This is a genomic window from Mesorhizobium sp. AR02, assembly GCF_024746835.1.
Taxonomy (GTDB): Bacteria; Pseudomonadota; Alphaproteobacteria; order Rhizobiales; family Rhizobiaceae; genus Mesorhizobium.
The window spans coordinates 7,210,134-7,226,409 of sequence record NZ_CP080531.1; the positions used below are offsets into that span (position 1 = coordinate 7,210,134).

Annotated in this window: 7 protein-coding genes; 1 reads left to right on the plus strand and 6 read right to left on the minus strand. The window is 64.0% G+C overall.

The window, feature by feature from the left end; translation table 11 throughout:
- Positions 1-17 precede the first annotated feature (17 nt).
- Positions 18-704, minus strand: coding sequence for a D-lyxose/D-mannose family sugar isomerase (locus tag DBIPINDM_RS39455; RefSeq protein ID WP_172350974.1), 687 nt, complete (start codon positions 702-704; stop codon positions 18-20).
- Between the two features lie 187 nt (positions 705-891).
- On the opposite strand from DBIPINDM_RS39455, the gene DBIPINDM_RS39460 reads away from it, so the two are divergent.
- Positions 892-1,950: a D-TA family PLP-dependent enzyme gene (locus tag DBIPINDM_RS39460; RefSeq protein WP_258584424.1), complete on the plus strand. Its 1,059-nt coding sequence runs from the start codon at positions 892-894 to the stop codon at positions 1,948-1,950.
- A gap of 25 nt (positions 1,951-1,975) precedes the next feature.
- Here DBIPINDM_RS39460 and DBIPINDM_RS39465 read toward each other — a convergent pair whose 3' ends face one another.
- The 5 genes from DBIPINDM_RS39465 to hutU form a co-directional block, all read right to left on the minus strand.
- Positions 1,976-2,740 (minus strand): heme ABC transporter permease, encoded by a 765-nt coding sequence (locus DBIPINDM_RS39465; RefSeq protein ID WP_258584425.1) that lies wholly within the window; start codon positions 2,738-2,740, stop codon positions 1,976-1,978.
- Positions 2,741-2,963: 223 nt separating this feature from the next.
- Complete coding sequence (locus tag DBIPINDM_RS39470) at positions 2,964-4,736, minus strand: glucan ABC transporter ATP-binding protein/ permease (RefSeq protein ID WP_258584426.1); 1,773 nt, start codon at positions 4,734-4,736, stop codon at positions 2,964-2,966.
- Between the two features lie 372 nt (positions 4,737-5,108).
- Positions 5,109-13,700 carry a GH36-type glycosyl hydrolase domain-containing protein gene (locus DBIPINDM_RS39475; RefSeq protein WP_258584427.1) on the minus strand — a complete coding sequence of 2,864 codons (8,592 nt, stop codon included), beginning with the start codon at positions 13,698-13,700 and terminating at the stop codon, positions 5,109-5,111.
- A gap of 289 nt (positions 13,701-13,989) precedes the next feature.
- Entirely contained in the window at positions 13,990-14,568 is a 579-nt protein-coding gene (locus DBIPINDM_RS39480; protein WP_258584428.1) for a HutD family protein, read from the minus strand.
- Between the two features lie 12 nt (positions 14,569-14,580).
- Complete coding sequence (gene hutU, locus DBIPINDM_RS39485; RefSeq protein WP_258584429.1) at positions 14,581-16,254, minus strand: urocanate hydratase; 1,674 nt, start codon at positions 16,252-16,254, stop codon at positions 14,581-14,583.
- Positions 16,255-16,276 lie beyond the last annotated feature (22 nt).

Here is a 16,276-nt window from a genome sequence, read left to right on the forward strand (position 1 = left end):
TCCGAATCTGACCGGCCCTACCCCAGCCACTTCTCATAGTCGGCCACCAGCAGGTGCACTGGAGCAACATCCTCGTCGATGTTGGAGAAGCGGCCGATCGGTTCGCGAAAGACATTGTCGGTGAGATCATCGTTGACGGTCGAGACCTCGCCGATCAGCACGTCCTTGCCTTCGGCCCAGAAGGCGTGCCAGACGCCGGGCAGCAGCGTGACGCTCTGGCCGGGGTCGAGCTTCAGCAGGCCGCCCGCCGGCAGCCGGTGGATGGTTCCGTCGACCGGCACCGACACCTCGGCCTTGGGATCGATGCCACCGTCGCGATCGTGCATGAACAGTTCCAGCACCAGCTTGCCGCCGCCACGGTTGATGATGTCCTCGGCCTTGATGTTGTGGCGGTGCATCGGCGACAGCTGATCCTTGCGCGAGATCATGATCTTCTCGGCATAGAGCATGCCCATGCCCTTCTTCATGTCCTCGTAGCGGCCGTTGCGCACGGTGAACAGGAACAGGCCGAGCTCCTTGAATTTTTCCTGGCCGTAATCGGTGATGTCCCAGCCGAGCCGCGAGGTGAAGATCGCCGAAGAATCGACCTGGCGCGCCTTCATCTCCTCGGGCGACCAGTAGGCGAAGGGCGGCATGATGTAGCCGAACGAGCGGATGAAAGCGTCGGCTTCGCGGATGATGTCGTTGATGGCGGAGCGTTTCATGATCGTGACCCTTCGTGTCGATTTTTTCGACAAATCGCATAGCCGAATGCCGCTGCGGTGTCGATCCATCTTGCCGCCAGCCCCGCCCTTCGCCTCGGGCGGATGGCCCACTGATCCGCGCCGCTGGCCGCGTGACATCGCCGGGTTTCAGGCTCATAAACCCTGCAAATTCTCGCAGGGATAGAAGATGCCGACGATCCACGACCTCGATACGCCGTCGATCCTGATCGACGCCGCGCGCGCCGAAGCCAACATCGCCCGCGCACAGGCCCATGCCGACAGAAACGGGCTGAAGCTCAGGCCGCACATCAAGACGCACAAGCTGCCCTATTGGGCCAAGAAGCAGGTGGCGGCGGGTGCCGTCGGCATCACTTGCCAGAAGATCGGCGAGGCCGAGGTGATGGCCGATGCCGGGTTGTCCGACATCTTTCTCCCCTACAACATCCTTGGGCACGCCAAGCTGGAACGGCTGAAGGCGCTGCACGGTCGCGTAACCCTGTCGGTGACGGCGGACAGCACGGATACGCTGGAAGGACTCGCGGCGGTTTTCACCGATACCGGCCACCCACTGCCGGTGCTGGTCGAATGCGATACCGGCATGGGCCGCTGCGGCGTGCAGACGGCCGATGAAGCTCTTGCGCTGGCAAGGCTGATCGACAAGGCCAGCGGTCTCGCCTTCGGCGGGCTGATGACCTATCCGGCCGCCGGCCGCGCGGCCGAGGCCGAGGCCTGGCTCGCCGAGGCCAAGCAGGCGCTGACCGCTTCGGGTCTCGCCTGCGACCGCATTTCCAGCGGCGGCACACCTGACATGTGGCGTTCCGCCGATGCCTCCGTCGTCACCGAATATCGCCCCGGCACCTACATCTATCTCGACCGCTATCAGGTCGCCAAAGGCGTCGGCACCTTGGACGATTGCGCGCTGACGGTGCTGTCGACGGTGGTCAGCCACCCGACGCCAACACGCGCCATTTTGGACAGCGGCAGCAAGGCGCTTTCCAGTGATACACTCGGACTAAAGGATTTTGGCGAGCTGCTCGGCGCTCCCGACGCGAGGGTCACCGGGCTCAGCGAGGAACATGGCACCGTCACGCTTTCCGGTGACACGAAGCTGCGCATTGGTGAGCGCGTGCGCGTGGTGCCCGACCATTGCTGCGTCGTCACCAATTTGTTCAATGAGGTCAACCTGATCGACGGCGAGAAGGTGCTGGAGACACTGCCGGTGGCGGCGCGGGGCCTGATGGCCTGACCGCTTCCGGCGGGCAACAGGTGAATCAGGCCGGTTGCCGCTCGGCCTGGCGCGCCGCCACCCGCCGCATGGCGATGACCCGGCGACGGCGGATTTCGGTGCGCATCGCCATCAGGTGCAGCGCGAAGAACAGCACCGTAAAGCCGACAGCCATGACCAGCAGCGGCCAAAGCAGGCTGGGATCGATGGTCGGGCCGCCGAGGCGGAACACCGAGGCCGGCTGGTGCAGCGTGTTCCACCAGTCGACCGAGAATTTGATGATCGGGATGTTGATGAACCCGACCAGCGTGATGATGGCGGCGGCCCACGCAGCGCGGCTGGCATCATCGAGCGCACGGGTCAGCGCGATGATGCCGAGATACATCAGGAACAGCACGAAGACAGAGGTCAGGCGCGCGTCCCACACCCACCACGTGCCCCACATCGGCTTGCCCCAGATCGAACCGGTGATCAGCGCCAGTGCGGTGAAGACGGCACCGATGGGGGCTGCCGATTTCAGCGCGACATCAGCCAGCGGATGCCGCCAGACCAGCGTGCCAAGTGCGGAGACCGCCATCAGCGTGTAGCACATCATGGCGAGCCAGGCGAAAGGCACGTGGATGTACATGATGCGGACGGTGATGCCTTGCTGGAAATCCTCAGGCGCGGCGAAGCTCATATAGAGGCCGACGGCAAGGACGAGTGCGGCGATCGCCGCCAGCCACGGCACGACCTTGTCGGCCAGCGCGACGAAACGCGTCGGGTTGGCAAGATCCATCCAGCCGGTCAGGCGTGAAGTCGTGTCGCTCATGCGACTTTACATAGACCGCCGGCGCGATCGGGGCAATCGAGCGGTGGTGTCGCAGGTCGACACTGTCCGCCCTTCTCCCCCTGTGGGAGAAGGTGGATCGGCGCGCAGCGCCGAGACGGATGAGGGGTGTTCCAGCGGAGTGAGGCGTTGGCGTTCCCTGGAACACCCCTCATCCGTCGCCTTCGGCGACACCTTCTCCCACAAGGGGAGAAGGAAAAAGTCGTTACGCGGCCTCGCCCTGGACGGAGCGGCTGAGGCGGCGAACCTCCTCGTCGTTGAGCAAGCCGCCGGCGCGCAGCAGGCTGGCGAAGCGGCCGTTGCGCAGCGAAAGTTCGGCAAAGCCACCCATTTCGACCACCCTGCCCTTGTCCATGAACACGACCAGATCGGCGTCGCGAACGGTGGTCAGGCGGTGGGCGATGATGAAGGTGGTGCGGTCGCGCCGCAGCTCGTCGATCGCTTCCTTGACGCGGTCCTCGGTCTCGACATCGAGCGCGCTGGTCGCCTCGTCGAGCACCAGGATCGGAGCGTCCTTGAGCACGGCACGGGCGATGGCGATGCGCTGGCGCTCGCCACCCGACAGCTGGCCGCCACGTTCGCCGACCACCGTGTCGTAGCCATTGCTCTTGGCCAGGATGAAGTCCTGCGCGGCCGCCGCCGTGGCAGCGGCATGGACCTCGTCATTGCTGGCTTCGGCACGACCGACACGGATGTTGTCCTCGATCGAGCGGTTGAGAAGCCCGGCATCCTGGAACACGGTGGCGATCGAATGGCGCAGCGACTTGCGGGTCACGGTGCGAGTATCGATGCCGTCGATCAGGATGCGGCCGCTGGACGGCGAGAAGACGCGTTGCAGCAGATTGATGAGCGTGGTCTTGCCGGCGCCCGTCGGTCCGACGATGGCAACGGTCTGGCCGGCCTGGACCTCGAAGGACACGTCGCTGACGCCCTGCCCCGAATTGGCGAATTCGAAGCCGACATCCTCGAAACGGACATGGCCGGTGACGTTGGTGAGGTCGCGCAGGCCATCCGGCTCGGCGGTATCGGCAGCCGAGTCCTCGAGCTTGTAGAACTCCTCGAGCTTGGCGCGGGCCTCCGAAATCTGGTTGGCGAAAGCCGACAGCTGGTCGAGACGGGAGATAAGCAGCGTCGCGAAGCCGGTGAAGGCAACAACGTCGCCGACGCGCAGCTGGCCATGTGTGACCAGATAGGCGCCGATGATCAGCACGACCATCATCGATATGGTCGAGGACAGGCGCTGCAGCGCATTGGCGATCGCCCACCAGTCGAGCACGGGGTTTTGCGCGTCGAGCAGGTTCCTGACATAACGGCGCAGCGTCTCGGCCTCGTGGCCAAGGCGATTGTAGCTCTGCAGCACGGCGACGTTACTGACCGAGTCGGTCACATGCGCGAACACCTTGTGGTAGTGGCGTTCGACGGCTGCCTGGCCTGCCTTGGTTCGCTTCATCACCAGCCGGCCGATGCCGACATAGAGCACGCCGAGCGCGAGCAGCACCATCGACATGCGCACATCCATGCTGAGTGCCGTCGGCACCAGCAGGACCAGCGTAACGGCCGTGGACAAATGCTGGCGCATGAATTCGAGCCATAGGCTGAACAGCGTCTCGACCGCGCGCAACAGCGTGTGCAAGGCATTGGAAGTTCCGCGCTGATGATGCCAGGCGAGCGGCATGGTGATCACGCGTTCAAAGGACTCGCAGAGCACTTCCGAGCGGCGGGCATGGGCAAAGCGATCGGCGCCGCGCGCCACAAGCACAAAGGCAATGACACTGAAGGTGCCGAGGGCGGCCCAGAGAGCGAGCATTGAAAAAACCGGACCGTGGCTGGAGATAGCGTCGATCACTCGACCAAACAGGATCGACTCAACGATCGCAATCGCGGCCAGCGCGACATTGGCGCCGCAAATCAGCGCGACGCGCTTCTTGTCGGCGGCCAGATACCCCAGCGCTCTCCAATAGATCTGCAGAAGTGACACTTCAGCTACTCCGCCAACTCTCTATTGTGCCCAATACCAATATTGTGCACTGCACCATTCCTTGACACGTAACGGTTGATGCGTCGCAAAACAATGCCCGTCTATCGCTTCCGTTCCCATTTAGCGAACAAAAGATGACGACGATACGAAATCTGACGTGATCACCTAACGGTTTGAGATAAAAGGTGAAATGTCAGCCTTGCGGCAAAATCATGGCAGTAGCCGAGCGCTGCCACATTTTTAATCACGACGGTATTGCAAGGCTTAATCGAGAGGCATCTTGCGAGCGCAGTCGCGGATCGCGCGCAAGTAACAAGACGCGGCGTCGCGCGTCCCGAAGGACGCGCGAACAACCAACCTAAGCTGTTGATTTTACGCCGGTATCTTGACCACGATCTCGGCCTGAGTGCCGGCTTTGGGTTCGAATGAAGCCGACTTTGTTTTCGAACCATCGACTTCAAGCGAGATCGTCTTGGTCTTTTTGTCGCGAATGACCTGAACCTTGATCTCTGCACCGAGCATCTTGAGCGAAGCTTGGTAGCCATCCCAGTGGCTGGGCAGTTTCGGCCGGAACGTGATCTGCTTGCCGCGCCGTTCGATGCCGAGGATACCCTCCACCGCCGCCCGGTAGAGCCAACCCGCCGAGCCGGTGTACCACGTCCAGCCGCCGCGCCCGCCCTTGTCGTCTCCGGCATAGATGTCGGCGGCGACCACATAGGGTTCGACACGATAGTGCTCGGCCGAAGCCTCGTCGAATGCGTGGTTGACCGGGTTCAGCATCGAGAAGCAGCGATAGGCTTCGTCGGTCTGCCCCATTTCGGCCAGCGCGATGACGAACCAGGTGGCGGCGTGGGTGTACTGGCCGCCATTCTCGCGCACGCCCGGCGGATAGCTCTTGATGTAGCCGGGGTCCTTCTGCGTCTTCGAGAAGGGCGGCGTGAACAGTTTGACGATCTTGAGCTTGTCGTCGACGAGAAGCTTCGTCGCCTGTTGCATGGCCGTCGTCGACCGTGCCGGATCGCCCTCGCCCGAAAGCACGCTCCAGGACTGGGCGATGGAATCGATCCTGCACTCTTCGGAGGTGCGCGACCCCAAGGGCGTGCCGTCGTCAAAACTGCCGCGCCGGTACCATTCGCCGTCCCATGCCGTGCTTTCAAGCGCCCGCTTCAGCGCCTCGGCATGCTTTGCCCAGGCCTGCGCGCGCTTGCTGTCGCCTTCGCTCTTGGCAACGGCGGCAAAGTCGCCCAGCGTCTTCAGCAGGAACCAGCCCAGCCACACACTCTCGCCCTTGCCGTGCTCGCCGACGCGGTTCATGCCGTCGTTCCAGTCGCCGCCAAGGATCAGCGGCAGGCCGGCAGGACTGCTGCGCTTGATGGCAAGGTCGAGCGCCCGCGCGCAATGGTCGTAGAGCGACACCGTCTTCTTTGAGATTTCGGGAGTGAAGAAGGCATCGTGCTCGCCCTCGCCCAGCGCCTGCCCGTCGATGAAGGGCAGTTGCTCCTTCAGGATGCCGGCATCGCCGGTCACACTGAGATAGCGCGCCGTGGCGTGGGCCAGCCAGACCACGTCGTCGGAGATCATGGTGCGCACGCCGGCCCCGGTGCGCGGCAGCCACCAGTGCTGCACGTCGCCTTCCGGGAACTGACGCCGCGCGGCATTGAGGATCTGGTCGCGCGCCAGCGTCGGATCATGCGCCAGCAGCGCCAGCGTGTCCTGCAACTGGTCGCGGAAGCCGAAGGCGCCGCTTGCCTGATAGAAGGCCGAGCGGGCGCGGATGCGGCAGGCAAGGCTCTGATAGGGCAGCCAGTGATTGACCATGGCATCGAGCGCCTTGTCCGGCGTCTCGACCTGGATGGTATCGAGGAACGCGCGCCACTCGCGCTCGTTGTCGGCGAGGCGCTGGTCGAAATCCTTGCCCCGATGCGTCTGCACCAGCGCGCTCGCCTGCGCAGAAGAATCGGCATCGCCGAGCAGCCACAGCAGCGTGACGTCGCCGCCGGCCGGAATCTCGACGTCGCGGGCGATCGCCGCGCAAGGATCGTCTCCGGCCTCGACACGACCCGACAGCGCCGCGCCGCTCAGCACCGCCTGCGGCAACTCGCTGGAGCCGTGCCGGCCGAGGAATTCGGAACGATCTGCTGTCACCGAATGAACAGCGGCATCGGCGGCAAGGAAGGCTACGCGCTCGCTGAAATCGAGCCCGTAGGGGTTTTGTGCCAACAACGCGCCGGTCGCTCCGTCGCGCGACGGGACGATGGTTGCCGCGGTCCGCGACCGATGGCCGCCAAGCACCCATTCGGCATAGGCATAGACGCGCAGCCGGGCCGGCACCGAGCCGGAATTCTGAATGCGCAGCCGTGTGATCTTCACCGGATCGATGGGGTCGACAACATGGGTCAGGTCCATCGACAACGGCCCGCGCTTCGAGCGGAAGGTGGAGAAGCCCTGGCCATGCCAGGCCTCGTAGCTCATCGAGGGATCACGCACCACGGCGGCGATCGGCGAGAAGGCCCTGCCGCTGGCCTGATCGTAGATATAGATGCCCTCGCCCGGCCGGTTGGAGACCGGATCGTTCGACCACGGCGTCAGCTGGTAGTCGCGGCTGTTGCGGCTCCAGGTGAAGGCAGCTCCCTCGGCCGAGGTGTGGAAGCCGAACGAGGCGTTGGAGACGACGTTGATCCAGGGCTGCGGCGTGGTGCGTCGGCCAGCCAGACGCACCACATAGTGCCGGCCGTCGCCGTCGAAGCCGCCAAAGCCGTTCCATTGGCTGAGGCCCGTGCCATCGGCGCGGACATCCATAACGGCCTGCGAGGCAAAGGCATGCGTCACCGGCGCCGAAATGTCACGCAGAGCCGGCAATCCGGTCGGCAGCAGAGCGTCGCGCGCCTGCAAGGCAGCCGCCTCGGCCCGCTCGATCTGATCGAAGATGGTGCCGTTGCGCGTATGCAGCACCACCCGGGCGACGGCGAGCAGCGTCTTGTAGGTGGTCTCTTCCATCAGGTCGCGGCGCACCGCGAAAATGTGCTGGCGGGGACCCAGTTCCTTGCCGCGCAGACGACTGTTTTCGCACAGCGTCTCGACCGCACGCTGCAGGTCCTGGACATAGGACGAGGCCTGCTCGTTGACGACGACAAAGTCGATCATCATGCCGCGGGTGCGCATATATTCCTGGAAGCGCAGCGCCTGGGCAACGATCTCCAGATCGGCGACGTCGCCGATCCTGACCAGGAAGATCGGGAAGTCGCCCGAAATGCTGGTCGGCCACAGGCTCGACTGCTTGCCCAGGCCCGAGGCGAGGGATTCGGCAGGCAGGCGCAGGAACGCGTCGGGGTAGATCAGATAGCGCGCCAGTTTCTGCACATTGGCGGCATCGGTCAGGCTGAGGCCCATATGGCGGGTCTGCACCTGGCTGCGTGTCCAGGCAAGCATCGCCTGGCGGGCGAAGCTCTCCTGATGGTCGAGCCGGTTTATCGCCTCTTCCAGCTCGGTGCGGTTGGCCCCGACCACGGTCCAGAAGGTCAGCGATATCTTCTTGTTGGCGGGCACGCGCACCTGGCGGCGCAACGAGGCGATGGGATCGAGCGTGAAGCCGGAATGGCCGCCGAGCCTGGCGCCCGGATCGAAAGCGGCGGCATCGACGATAGAGCGGCCACGGCCGATGAAGGCGCGCCTGTCGGTCTCGGCCTCGGCATCGCGCGCCGGTCCGGACGGATCGGTGACGAAATGCGCCAGGGTGATATCAGGCTCACTGGTTTCGCGCTTGCGGCGCGTGGCGAAGATCGCGCCATTGTTGGCGGCGATTTCGGTCTCGACGAACATTTTCGAGAAGGCCGGATGCGCGTTGTCGGAAGCCTCCGAACCCAGCACCAGTTCGGCAAAGGACGTCACCTCGATGTGGCGGTCGGATGTGCTTTCATTGTAGAGCGTAATGCGACGGCCTTCGCCATTGCCTTCGGAAACGACGATGCATTCGACCTCGGAGCGCAACGTGCCGACCGATTTGACGAAGCTCGCCTTGTCGTCGGAGAACAGGGTCTGCACCTTCTCCTCGGCCGCGCGCTTTGGCTCAGCCGTTGCTGACCACCAGTCTCCAGTGCTGACGTCACGCAGGAAGATGTAGGAGCCTAGACGGTCCTCGACTGGATCCGGCTGCCAGCGGGTCACTGACAGATCGCCCCAGCGGCTGTAGCCGGAGCCTGTCGCGGTCACCATCACCGAATAGCGGCCGTTCGACATCACGTTGGTCGAACGCAGCACCCGCAAGGGATCGAGCACGATGCGGGTGTCGGGGCTCTCGGTTTCGGTTTCGTCTTTCGCTCGCTCGTCCGCTTCGGTCCTGACGGTCGCGGTCGGGATGTCGCGCGGCGCCCTTTCCTGCAGCAAGAGTTCAGCCGATTCGATGACCGGATCGCTGTGGAAACGGTCGCGCAGGCGACCCTCGAAGATCGCGTCGGCGACCGCCGCGATCGACATGCCCGAATGGTGGGCATAGTAATTCAGCACGACCGCGTGGTTGGTGCCTTCAGGCACGCGCTGCGGCGTGAAATCGACCGCATCGTAATAGCCATGAGGGCCAAGCGCACCGATCTCCCGCAGCCGGGCCAGATTCTGCACCGCTTCGCGCGGGTTGAACTGCGCTGCCAGGATGGTAGCATAGGGCGCAATCACCGTGTTCTGGCCAAGGCCGCGCTTCAGGCCAAGGCCAGGCACGCCGAAATTGGTGTACTGATAGGTCAGTTCCCGGTCGCGGGCGTTGTAGGCCGCTTCCGAAATGCCCCATGGCACGTTCTTCTGACGGCCGTACTGGATCTGGCGCTTGATGATCAGCTTGCTGGTCTGGTTGAGGATCGAGCCTTGCGGCTCCTTCATCACCAGCGGCGGCATCAGATACTCGAACATCGAGCCCGACCAGGACATCAATGCGCCCTGGAAGCCGATCTCGACGATCGGGCGGCCGAGCCGGAACCAATGCTCGGTCGGCAGGTCGCCCTTGGCGATGGCGAACAGGCTGGTCAGCCGCGCCTCGGAGGCGAGAAGGTCGTAGCAGCTTTCGTCGAGCTGGTGTTCCTCGACCCGGTAGCCGATCGACAGCAGCTTGCGCTCCGGTCGCATCAGGAAGGAGAACTCCATCTCGAAGGCGAAGCGGCGCGTGCGCTCGCGCAAGGTCAGGAGCTTGGCGCGCAGCGCCTCGACGGCATTGTCGTCGCTGTGGGCGTCATGGACATGCGCCTCGCAAGTGGCTTCCAGCCTTGCCGCCCAGTCGACGATGACGTCGCTTTGGGCCGATGCCGCTTCGGTGTGGATGGCGGTGGCCAGCTTGCGGATCTCGCCCGCCAGCACGGCGAGGTTGATGGTGCGGATCGAGGCCATTTCCGGCTGCGCCTTGATCGTTTCGACGGCGCGCCGCATGCCGTCGAGACGGTCGACGAGACGCTGGCGCAGAGGCCTGAGCTGGCGGCGGTCGTCGGGCAACTCATCGAGGCTTTCGCTCAGGATGGTCACCGTGTCGAGAATGCCTTCGAAATCACCTTGGAGGTGGACGGACGGCGCTTCCGCCCACTCGGCACAGGCAGCCGCCACCGCCACCAGGTGACCAGCGAGATTGCCGCTGTCGACGGCAGAGATATAGAGCGGATAGAGCGGCTTCAGGGTCGTGGTGTCGTACCAATTGAAGAGATGGCCGCGGTTGCGCGGCATGCTCTCGATGGTCGTCATGGTGGCGTCGATGCGGGTGATGGCATCCGACAGGCTGATCCAACCGAAATCACGCGCCGACACGACCGACAGAAGATAGACTCCGACGTTGGTGGGCGACGTGCGCGGCGCCACGACCGGCGCCGGGCTTTCCTGGAAATTGTCCGGCGGCAGATTGTGATGCTCTTCTGTGACGAAGCTCTCGAAATAGTGCCAGGTGCGTCGCGCCACGGTGCGCAGCGCATGGATATCGGCCTGCGATATGCGCAGCCGGTCCTCGGTTTCGGCCGAGCGACTGATCCAACTGGCGATCGCCGGCGAGCCGATCCAGAACAGAGCGAAAAAGAAGGCGACGAAGGCACCGGTGGAATCGGCCAGCACCGGAATGGCGAGACCGACGAAGCCGATGATCACGGCGCCGTACATCATGCCGTAATAGGAGCCAACATCGTTGTCGCCGGCCTTGTGCGCCTGCGAAGCGGTGCGCCATTCCAGCAGGTTCTGGCGGCTGACGAACAACCGGTAGAGCGTGCGCACGATGGCATCGCCCATCATCCAGGCGTTGTGCGCCATCAGCACGATCTTCAGCGCCACCATGGCGGTGCCGAAGGCGACGTCGCGCGCCAGCGCCGAGAAATGGCCGCGCGGCGTCTGGTCGCCGCTCTTGGGCAGGATGGCGTTGACGACATCGAAGGTCGGCGCCATGAACAGGCTGAGGATCAGCAAAGCCTGCCATTGCGCGGCCTGCGTGAAGGGCAGCAAGGTCCAGCCGGCGATCGCCGCCATCACCCAGAAGATCGGCGTCAGCGAGCGGCGCAGATTGTCGACCATCTTCCAGCGCGACAGGGCCGGAACGCCGGAGCGCGGATCGAGGATGAAGCCAAGAAGCTGCCAGTCGCCGCGTGCCCAGCGATGATGGCGCGAGGCGTCGACCGAATAGCGGGTCGGATAGTCCTCGACCAGTTCGACGTCAGTGACTAGGGCGGCGCGCGCCAGCGCACCTTCGAGCAGATCGTGGCTGAGGATGGTATTTTCCTCGATGCGGCCTTGCAGGGCGGCCTCGAAGGCATCGACGTGATAGAGCCCCTTGCCGGTGAAGGACCCGTCGCTGAAGACATCCTGATAGAGATCCGAGACAGCGAAGACATAGGGGTCGAGGCCGCGATTGGCCGAAAACACACGCTGGAAGAACGAGGCCTCGTCGCCGCTGGTCAGCGAAGCGGTGATGCGCGGCTGCAGGATCGTGTAGCCGGCGGTGACGACGCGCCTGGTGGCGTCGAAATGCGGGCGGTTGAGCGGATGGCAGAGCTTGCCGACAAGGGTCGCCACCGCATCGCGGGTGGTGCGCGTATCGGCATCGAGCGTCATCACATGGACGACTTTTTCCGGCAGCGGCACCTCGAGCGGCAGGAATGTGGTGTCACTGTCGCCACGCAACAAAAGGTCAAGCTCGTGCAGCTTGCCACGCTTGCGTTCCCAGCCCATCCAGGACCCTTGCGCGGCGTTGAAGAGCCGGCGGCGGTGCAGGATGTAGAAGCGCGGCGCGCCTTCCGAGGGATAGCGGGCGTTGAGACGGGCGATCTCGGCGCGTGCATATTCGAGGATCTCGGTGTCCGCCGCATCGATCTCGATCTTGCTGTCGGGCCAGTCCGACAGCAGCGCGAAATGGATCTCGTCCACCAGATTGGCGAGGTAATGGACTTCGATGTTGCGGATGTTTTCCTCGACATCGTCACGCGAGCCGATCAGCGACGGCACCACCACCAGCGTGCGCGCCTCGGGCGGCACGCCGTGCCTGTAGTCATAGCCGATCAGGCGTGTCGGCTTGAGGAACAGCGAGACAACGGTGTTGAAGAAAGCCAGCGCGCCCTCGCTCGCCGGCACGGCAAACAGTGCCAGCATCAGGACGATCGAGGTCACCGACAGGCCGAGATTGGCCAACGCATTGCCGGTGAGGACAAGAAGCAGGGCCGTCAACGCGAAGACAGGCAGGACGATACCAAGCCATCCGGTCTTGGCGAAGGTGCGCTTGACTGTCTGGCTGATCGTCGGCCGATAGCCGATTGCCTTTTCCAGCTCCAGCCGGCGCGGGCCGACGAGGAAGAAGCCGACATCGGTATGCGCGGACGGAGCCGGAACGGAATCGTCGCCATCCGATGCATGTTCGCTGGCGGCGCGTTCACTGGCGGCTTGTCCGGCCAGTTCGATGGCCTTTTCGGCGACGCGGTATTCCGACAGGTTCGAGCGGCGCGCCAGTTCCTCGATCGCGGTGCGGTATTGGTCGCGCGAAAAGAAGTCGAGCGCGGCGAAATCGGTGCGCTCGCGCAGCACGGTGTCGATGCGGCTGACGCCCTCGAACCACACCGTCCAGTCGACGTCGTTGATGAGGCGCAGGCCGCGGATGATGTTGCCGGTCGTCACATTGCCACTGGACAGCGTGTGATGCTCGGAGATGATGATCTCCTCGGCATCGGAGCCGGTCTTTTCAAGCTCGCCTTCCAGCCATTCCAGGGCTTTGCCGGCATTCTGCGATCCATCGCGCAAACGATAGAGAAGCTGGGTGGCGAAGGTGGTGTCCTGCGCGTGGGCGCTGAAATTGGCCAGAATCGCCTGCCGGTCGGCGCTGTCGTCGGTCGCCAGCACCTTGTCGGCCACATCGTTGGCGATCTGGCGCATCTGGCGGGTGCGATTGACCCTGACCGCCAGCCGGCGGAGATTTTCGATCAGCACGAAGCGCAGCAGCGACGGCAGCGCCCAGAGCTCACCGATCTTCAGCGGCTCGACCGACTGAAAGCCCTGGACGATGGACTTGAACATGGTCGCCGAGACGGAACTGTCCGAATGCGCCACATAGGTCCAGGCCAGCGCCAGCGCGCGCGGCACGGTGCCGCCATCGGGCAGTTTCAGCGTCGGCAACTGGCGGTAGAAGCGGCGCGGCAGGTCGCGCTTGACCTGGAAAATGGTCTCCTCGACCAGATAATTGTTGTCGAGCAGCCATTGCGCGGCCGGGGTGATCGTTTCGCCCTTGGCCTGCGCCGCATTGGTCGAACGGTAGACTTCGAGGATCTTCTTGGCACTGTCGCGGATGCGCGCCTGGAAATCGAACGGGGTCAGGCCGAACAGGTCGGTGAGGTCGCCTTTTGCCAGGCTTTCACCGAGCAGCCGGAGGCGCTCCTCCGGCAGGAATGTCGACCTAATCGGCTCTTCCGTAATGGCCGGGAAGCTCGCGCTGGTCTTCTCGATCTGGGCTGGGTTCGTCTGAATATTCATTGAAAATTCCGTAAGCGGGCACTCAGCGGCGTCACCGCCACGGCAATGGCCCTAAAACCGGTTCAAATGCAATTGGTTGCATCAACCCCTATGCCGAAAGTTTGTTTCCGCACCACGACAGGGCGTCCATCTTTCGACCAAACTCAAAGACGAGCGCCCCTCGCTCCCGTCCGGATCGATCGACGGAGAGGATTCGGGCTTTTTCGTGATGCCGGCAAGAGCTTACGCTATATTTCGCCGGCATTGCGATCATGTTTGGAAACAGGCGGTAACCGTTGGCGCGAAAGCGTCAGGCCGCGGTGGTTATCCGGATGACGAACAGCGTCGTTTCCTGAGCGGGCTCAACCTTCAGGACGAGAGCATCCGGCCCGAACAGCAACGTGTCGAGCGGCCCGAGGCGAATTGACCCAGCCTCGGGGAAAACAGCTTCGCCCTTGTGACACAGGATGAGGGTAGAACCGGCCTCGGTTGCGATTTCCACAGGCCGCGAAATCGCCAGGCGCTCGACCGTATGCAGCGTGCGGCCGCGGCGGGTCATGACATTGAGATCGGTGATCGCGCTGGCGATCAGGGCGGCACTGGTCGGCAGATCAGCTGGAAAGGAAAAAGGCGCGGAAGCCGGTGTCAGCCGCACCGCCGGCCGACCGGCGACATCAAGCACGATGCCCTCGCCTTCCAGCACCGACAGCGTGCGGTCGATGCCGGCAAAGCTGGAAAATGGCCCGCTGCCCCCGACGCGGGCCATGGAAACGCGCCAGTCGAACTCGTCGAGACCGGCGTCGTCTGGCGAGACAGCGATCTCGGTCGTCGTGCCGCCGCCATTCTTCCACGGCATGACGCGGTAGTCGGCGGCACGAAGGATGCGCATAACGTCAGCCTATCACCCGAGAATGCCGGGCAGGTTGAGCTGGTGCTCCCTGGCGCAGTCGATGGCAATGTCGTAGCCCGCATCGGCGTGGCGCATGACACCGGTCGCCGGGTCATTCCACAACACCCGCTCCAGCCGCCTTGCAGCGTCCGGCGTACCGTCGGCAACGATGACCATGCCGGCATGCTGGGAAAAACCCATGCCGACGCCGCCGCCATGGTGCAGCGACACCCAGGTGGCGCCCGATGCGGTGTTGAGCAGCGCGTTGAGCAGCGGCCAGTCGGAGACGGCGTCCGAGCCGTCCTTCATCGCTTCCGTCTCCCGGTTCGGCGAGGCGACCGAGCCGGAATCGAGGTGATCGCGGCCGATAACGACCGGCGCCTTGAGTTCGCCCTTGGCCACCATCTCGTTGAAGGCGAGACCGAGGCGATGGCGATCGCCAAGGCCAACCCAGCAGATGCGCGCCGGCAGGCCCTGGAAGGCAATGCGCTCGCGCGCCATGTCCAGCCAGTTGTGCAGATGGGTGTTGCCGGGGGTGAGTTCGCGCACCTTGGCGTCGGTCTTGTAGATATCCTCGGGATCGCCGGAGAGCGCGGCCCAACGGAATGGGCCGATGCCGCGGCAGAACAGCGGGCGGATATAGGCCGGCACGAAACCCGGGAAGGCAAAGGCGTTCTCGAAACCTTCATCCTTGGCGACCTGGCGGATGTTGTTGCCATAGTCGAGCGTCGGCACGCCGGCGTTCCAGAACGCCACCATCGCCTCGACATGTTCACGCATCGAGGCACGCGCCGCCTTCTCAACCGCCTTCGGGTCGCTGACGCGCTTCTCGCGCCACTCAGCCATGGTCCAGCCCTTCGGCAGATAGCCGTTGATCGGGTCGTGGGCCGAGGTCTGGTCGGTGACCATATCGGGGCGAATGCCGCGCCTGAACATTTCCGGCACGATCTCGGCGGCATTGCCGAGCAGGCCGACCGACTTCGCCTCGCCGGCCTTGGTCCAGCGCTCGATCATTTCCATCGCTTCGTCGAGCGTCTCCGCCTTCTCGTCGACATAGCGGGTGCGCAGGCGGAAATCGATCGAATCCGGGTTGCATTCGATGGCCAGGCAGCAGGCGCCGGCCATGACGGCGGCCAGCGGCTGGGCGCCGCCCATGCCGCCGAGGCCGCCGGTCAGGATCCATTTGCCCTTGAGATTGCCGCCATAGTGCTGGCGGCCGGCCTCGACGAAGGTCTCGTAAGTGCCCTGCACGATGCCTTGCGTGCCGATGTAGATCCACGAGCCGGCCGTCATCTGGCCGTACATCATCAAGCCCTTTTTATCGAGCTCGTTGAATTTATCCCAATTCGCCCAGTGCGGCACGAGGTTGGAGTTGGCAATCAGTACACGCGGCGCATCGGCGTGCGTCCGGAACACGCCGACCGGCTTGCCGGACTGCACCAAAAGTGTCTCGTCCTCGCCAAGCGTCTTCAGCGAGGCGACGATGCTGTCAAAATCGTTCCAGGTGCGCGCGGCGCGGCCGATACCGCCATAGACGACCAACTCGTTAGGGTTTTCGGCAACCTCGGGGTCGAGATTGTTCATCAGCATGCGCAGCGGCGCCTCGGTCGTCCAATAGCGGGCGTTGAGCTTGTCGCCGCGGGGGCTGCGCACTTCGCGGATGTTGTGGCGAGGATTGGTCATCATTGTCCCTTTCGGATGGCGGCGC

Excerpts from the sequence above, each read along its gene's own strand:
- DBIPINDM_RS39455 (WP_172350974.1), bottom strand. The coding sequence starts at position 704 with ATGAAACGCTCCGCCATCAACGACATCATCCGCGAAGCCGACGCTTTC.
- DBIPINDM_RS39460 (WP_258584424.1), top strand. The coding sequence starts at position 892 with ATGCCGACGATCCACGACCTCGATACGCCGTCGATCCTGATCGACGCC.
- DBIPINDM_RS39465 (WP_258584425.1), bottom strand. The coding sequence starts at position 2,740 with ATGAGCGACACGACTTCACGCCTGACCGGCTGGATGGATCTTGCCAAC.
- DBIPINDM_RS39475 (WP_258584427.1), bottom strand. The coding sequence starts at position 13,700 with ATGAATATTCAGACGAACCCAGCCCAGATCGAGAAGACCAGCGCGAGC.
- DBIPINDM_RS39480 (WP_258584428.1), bottom strand. The coding sequence starts at position 14,568 with ATGCGCATCCTTCGTGCCGCCGACTACCGCGTCATGCCGTGGAAGAAT.
- hutU (WP_258584429.1), bottom strand. The coding sequence starts at position 16,254 with ATGATGACCAATCCTCGCCACAACATCCGCGAAGTGCGCAGCCCCCGC.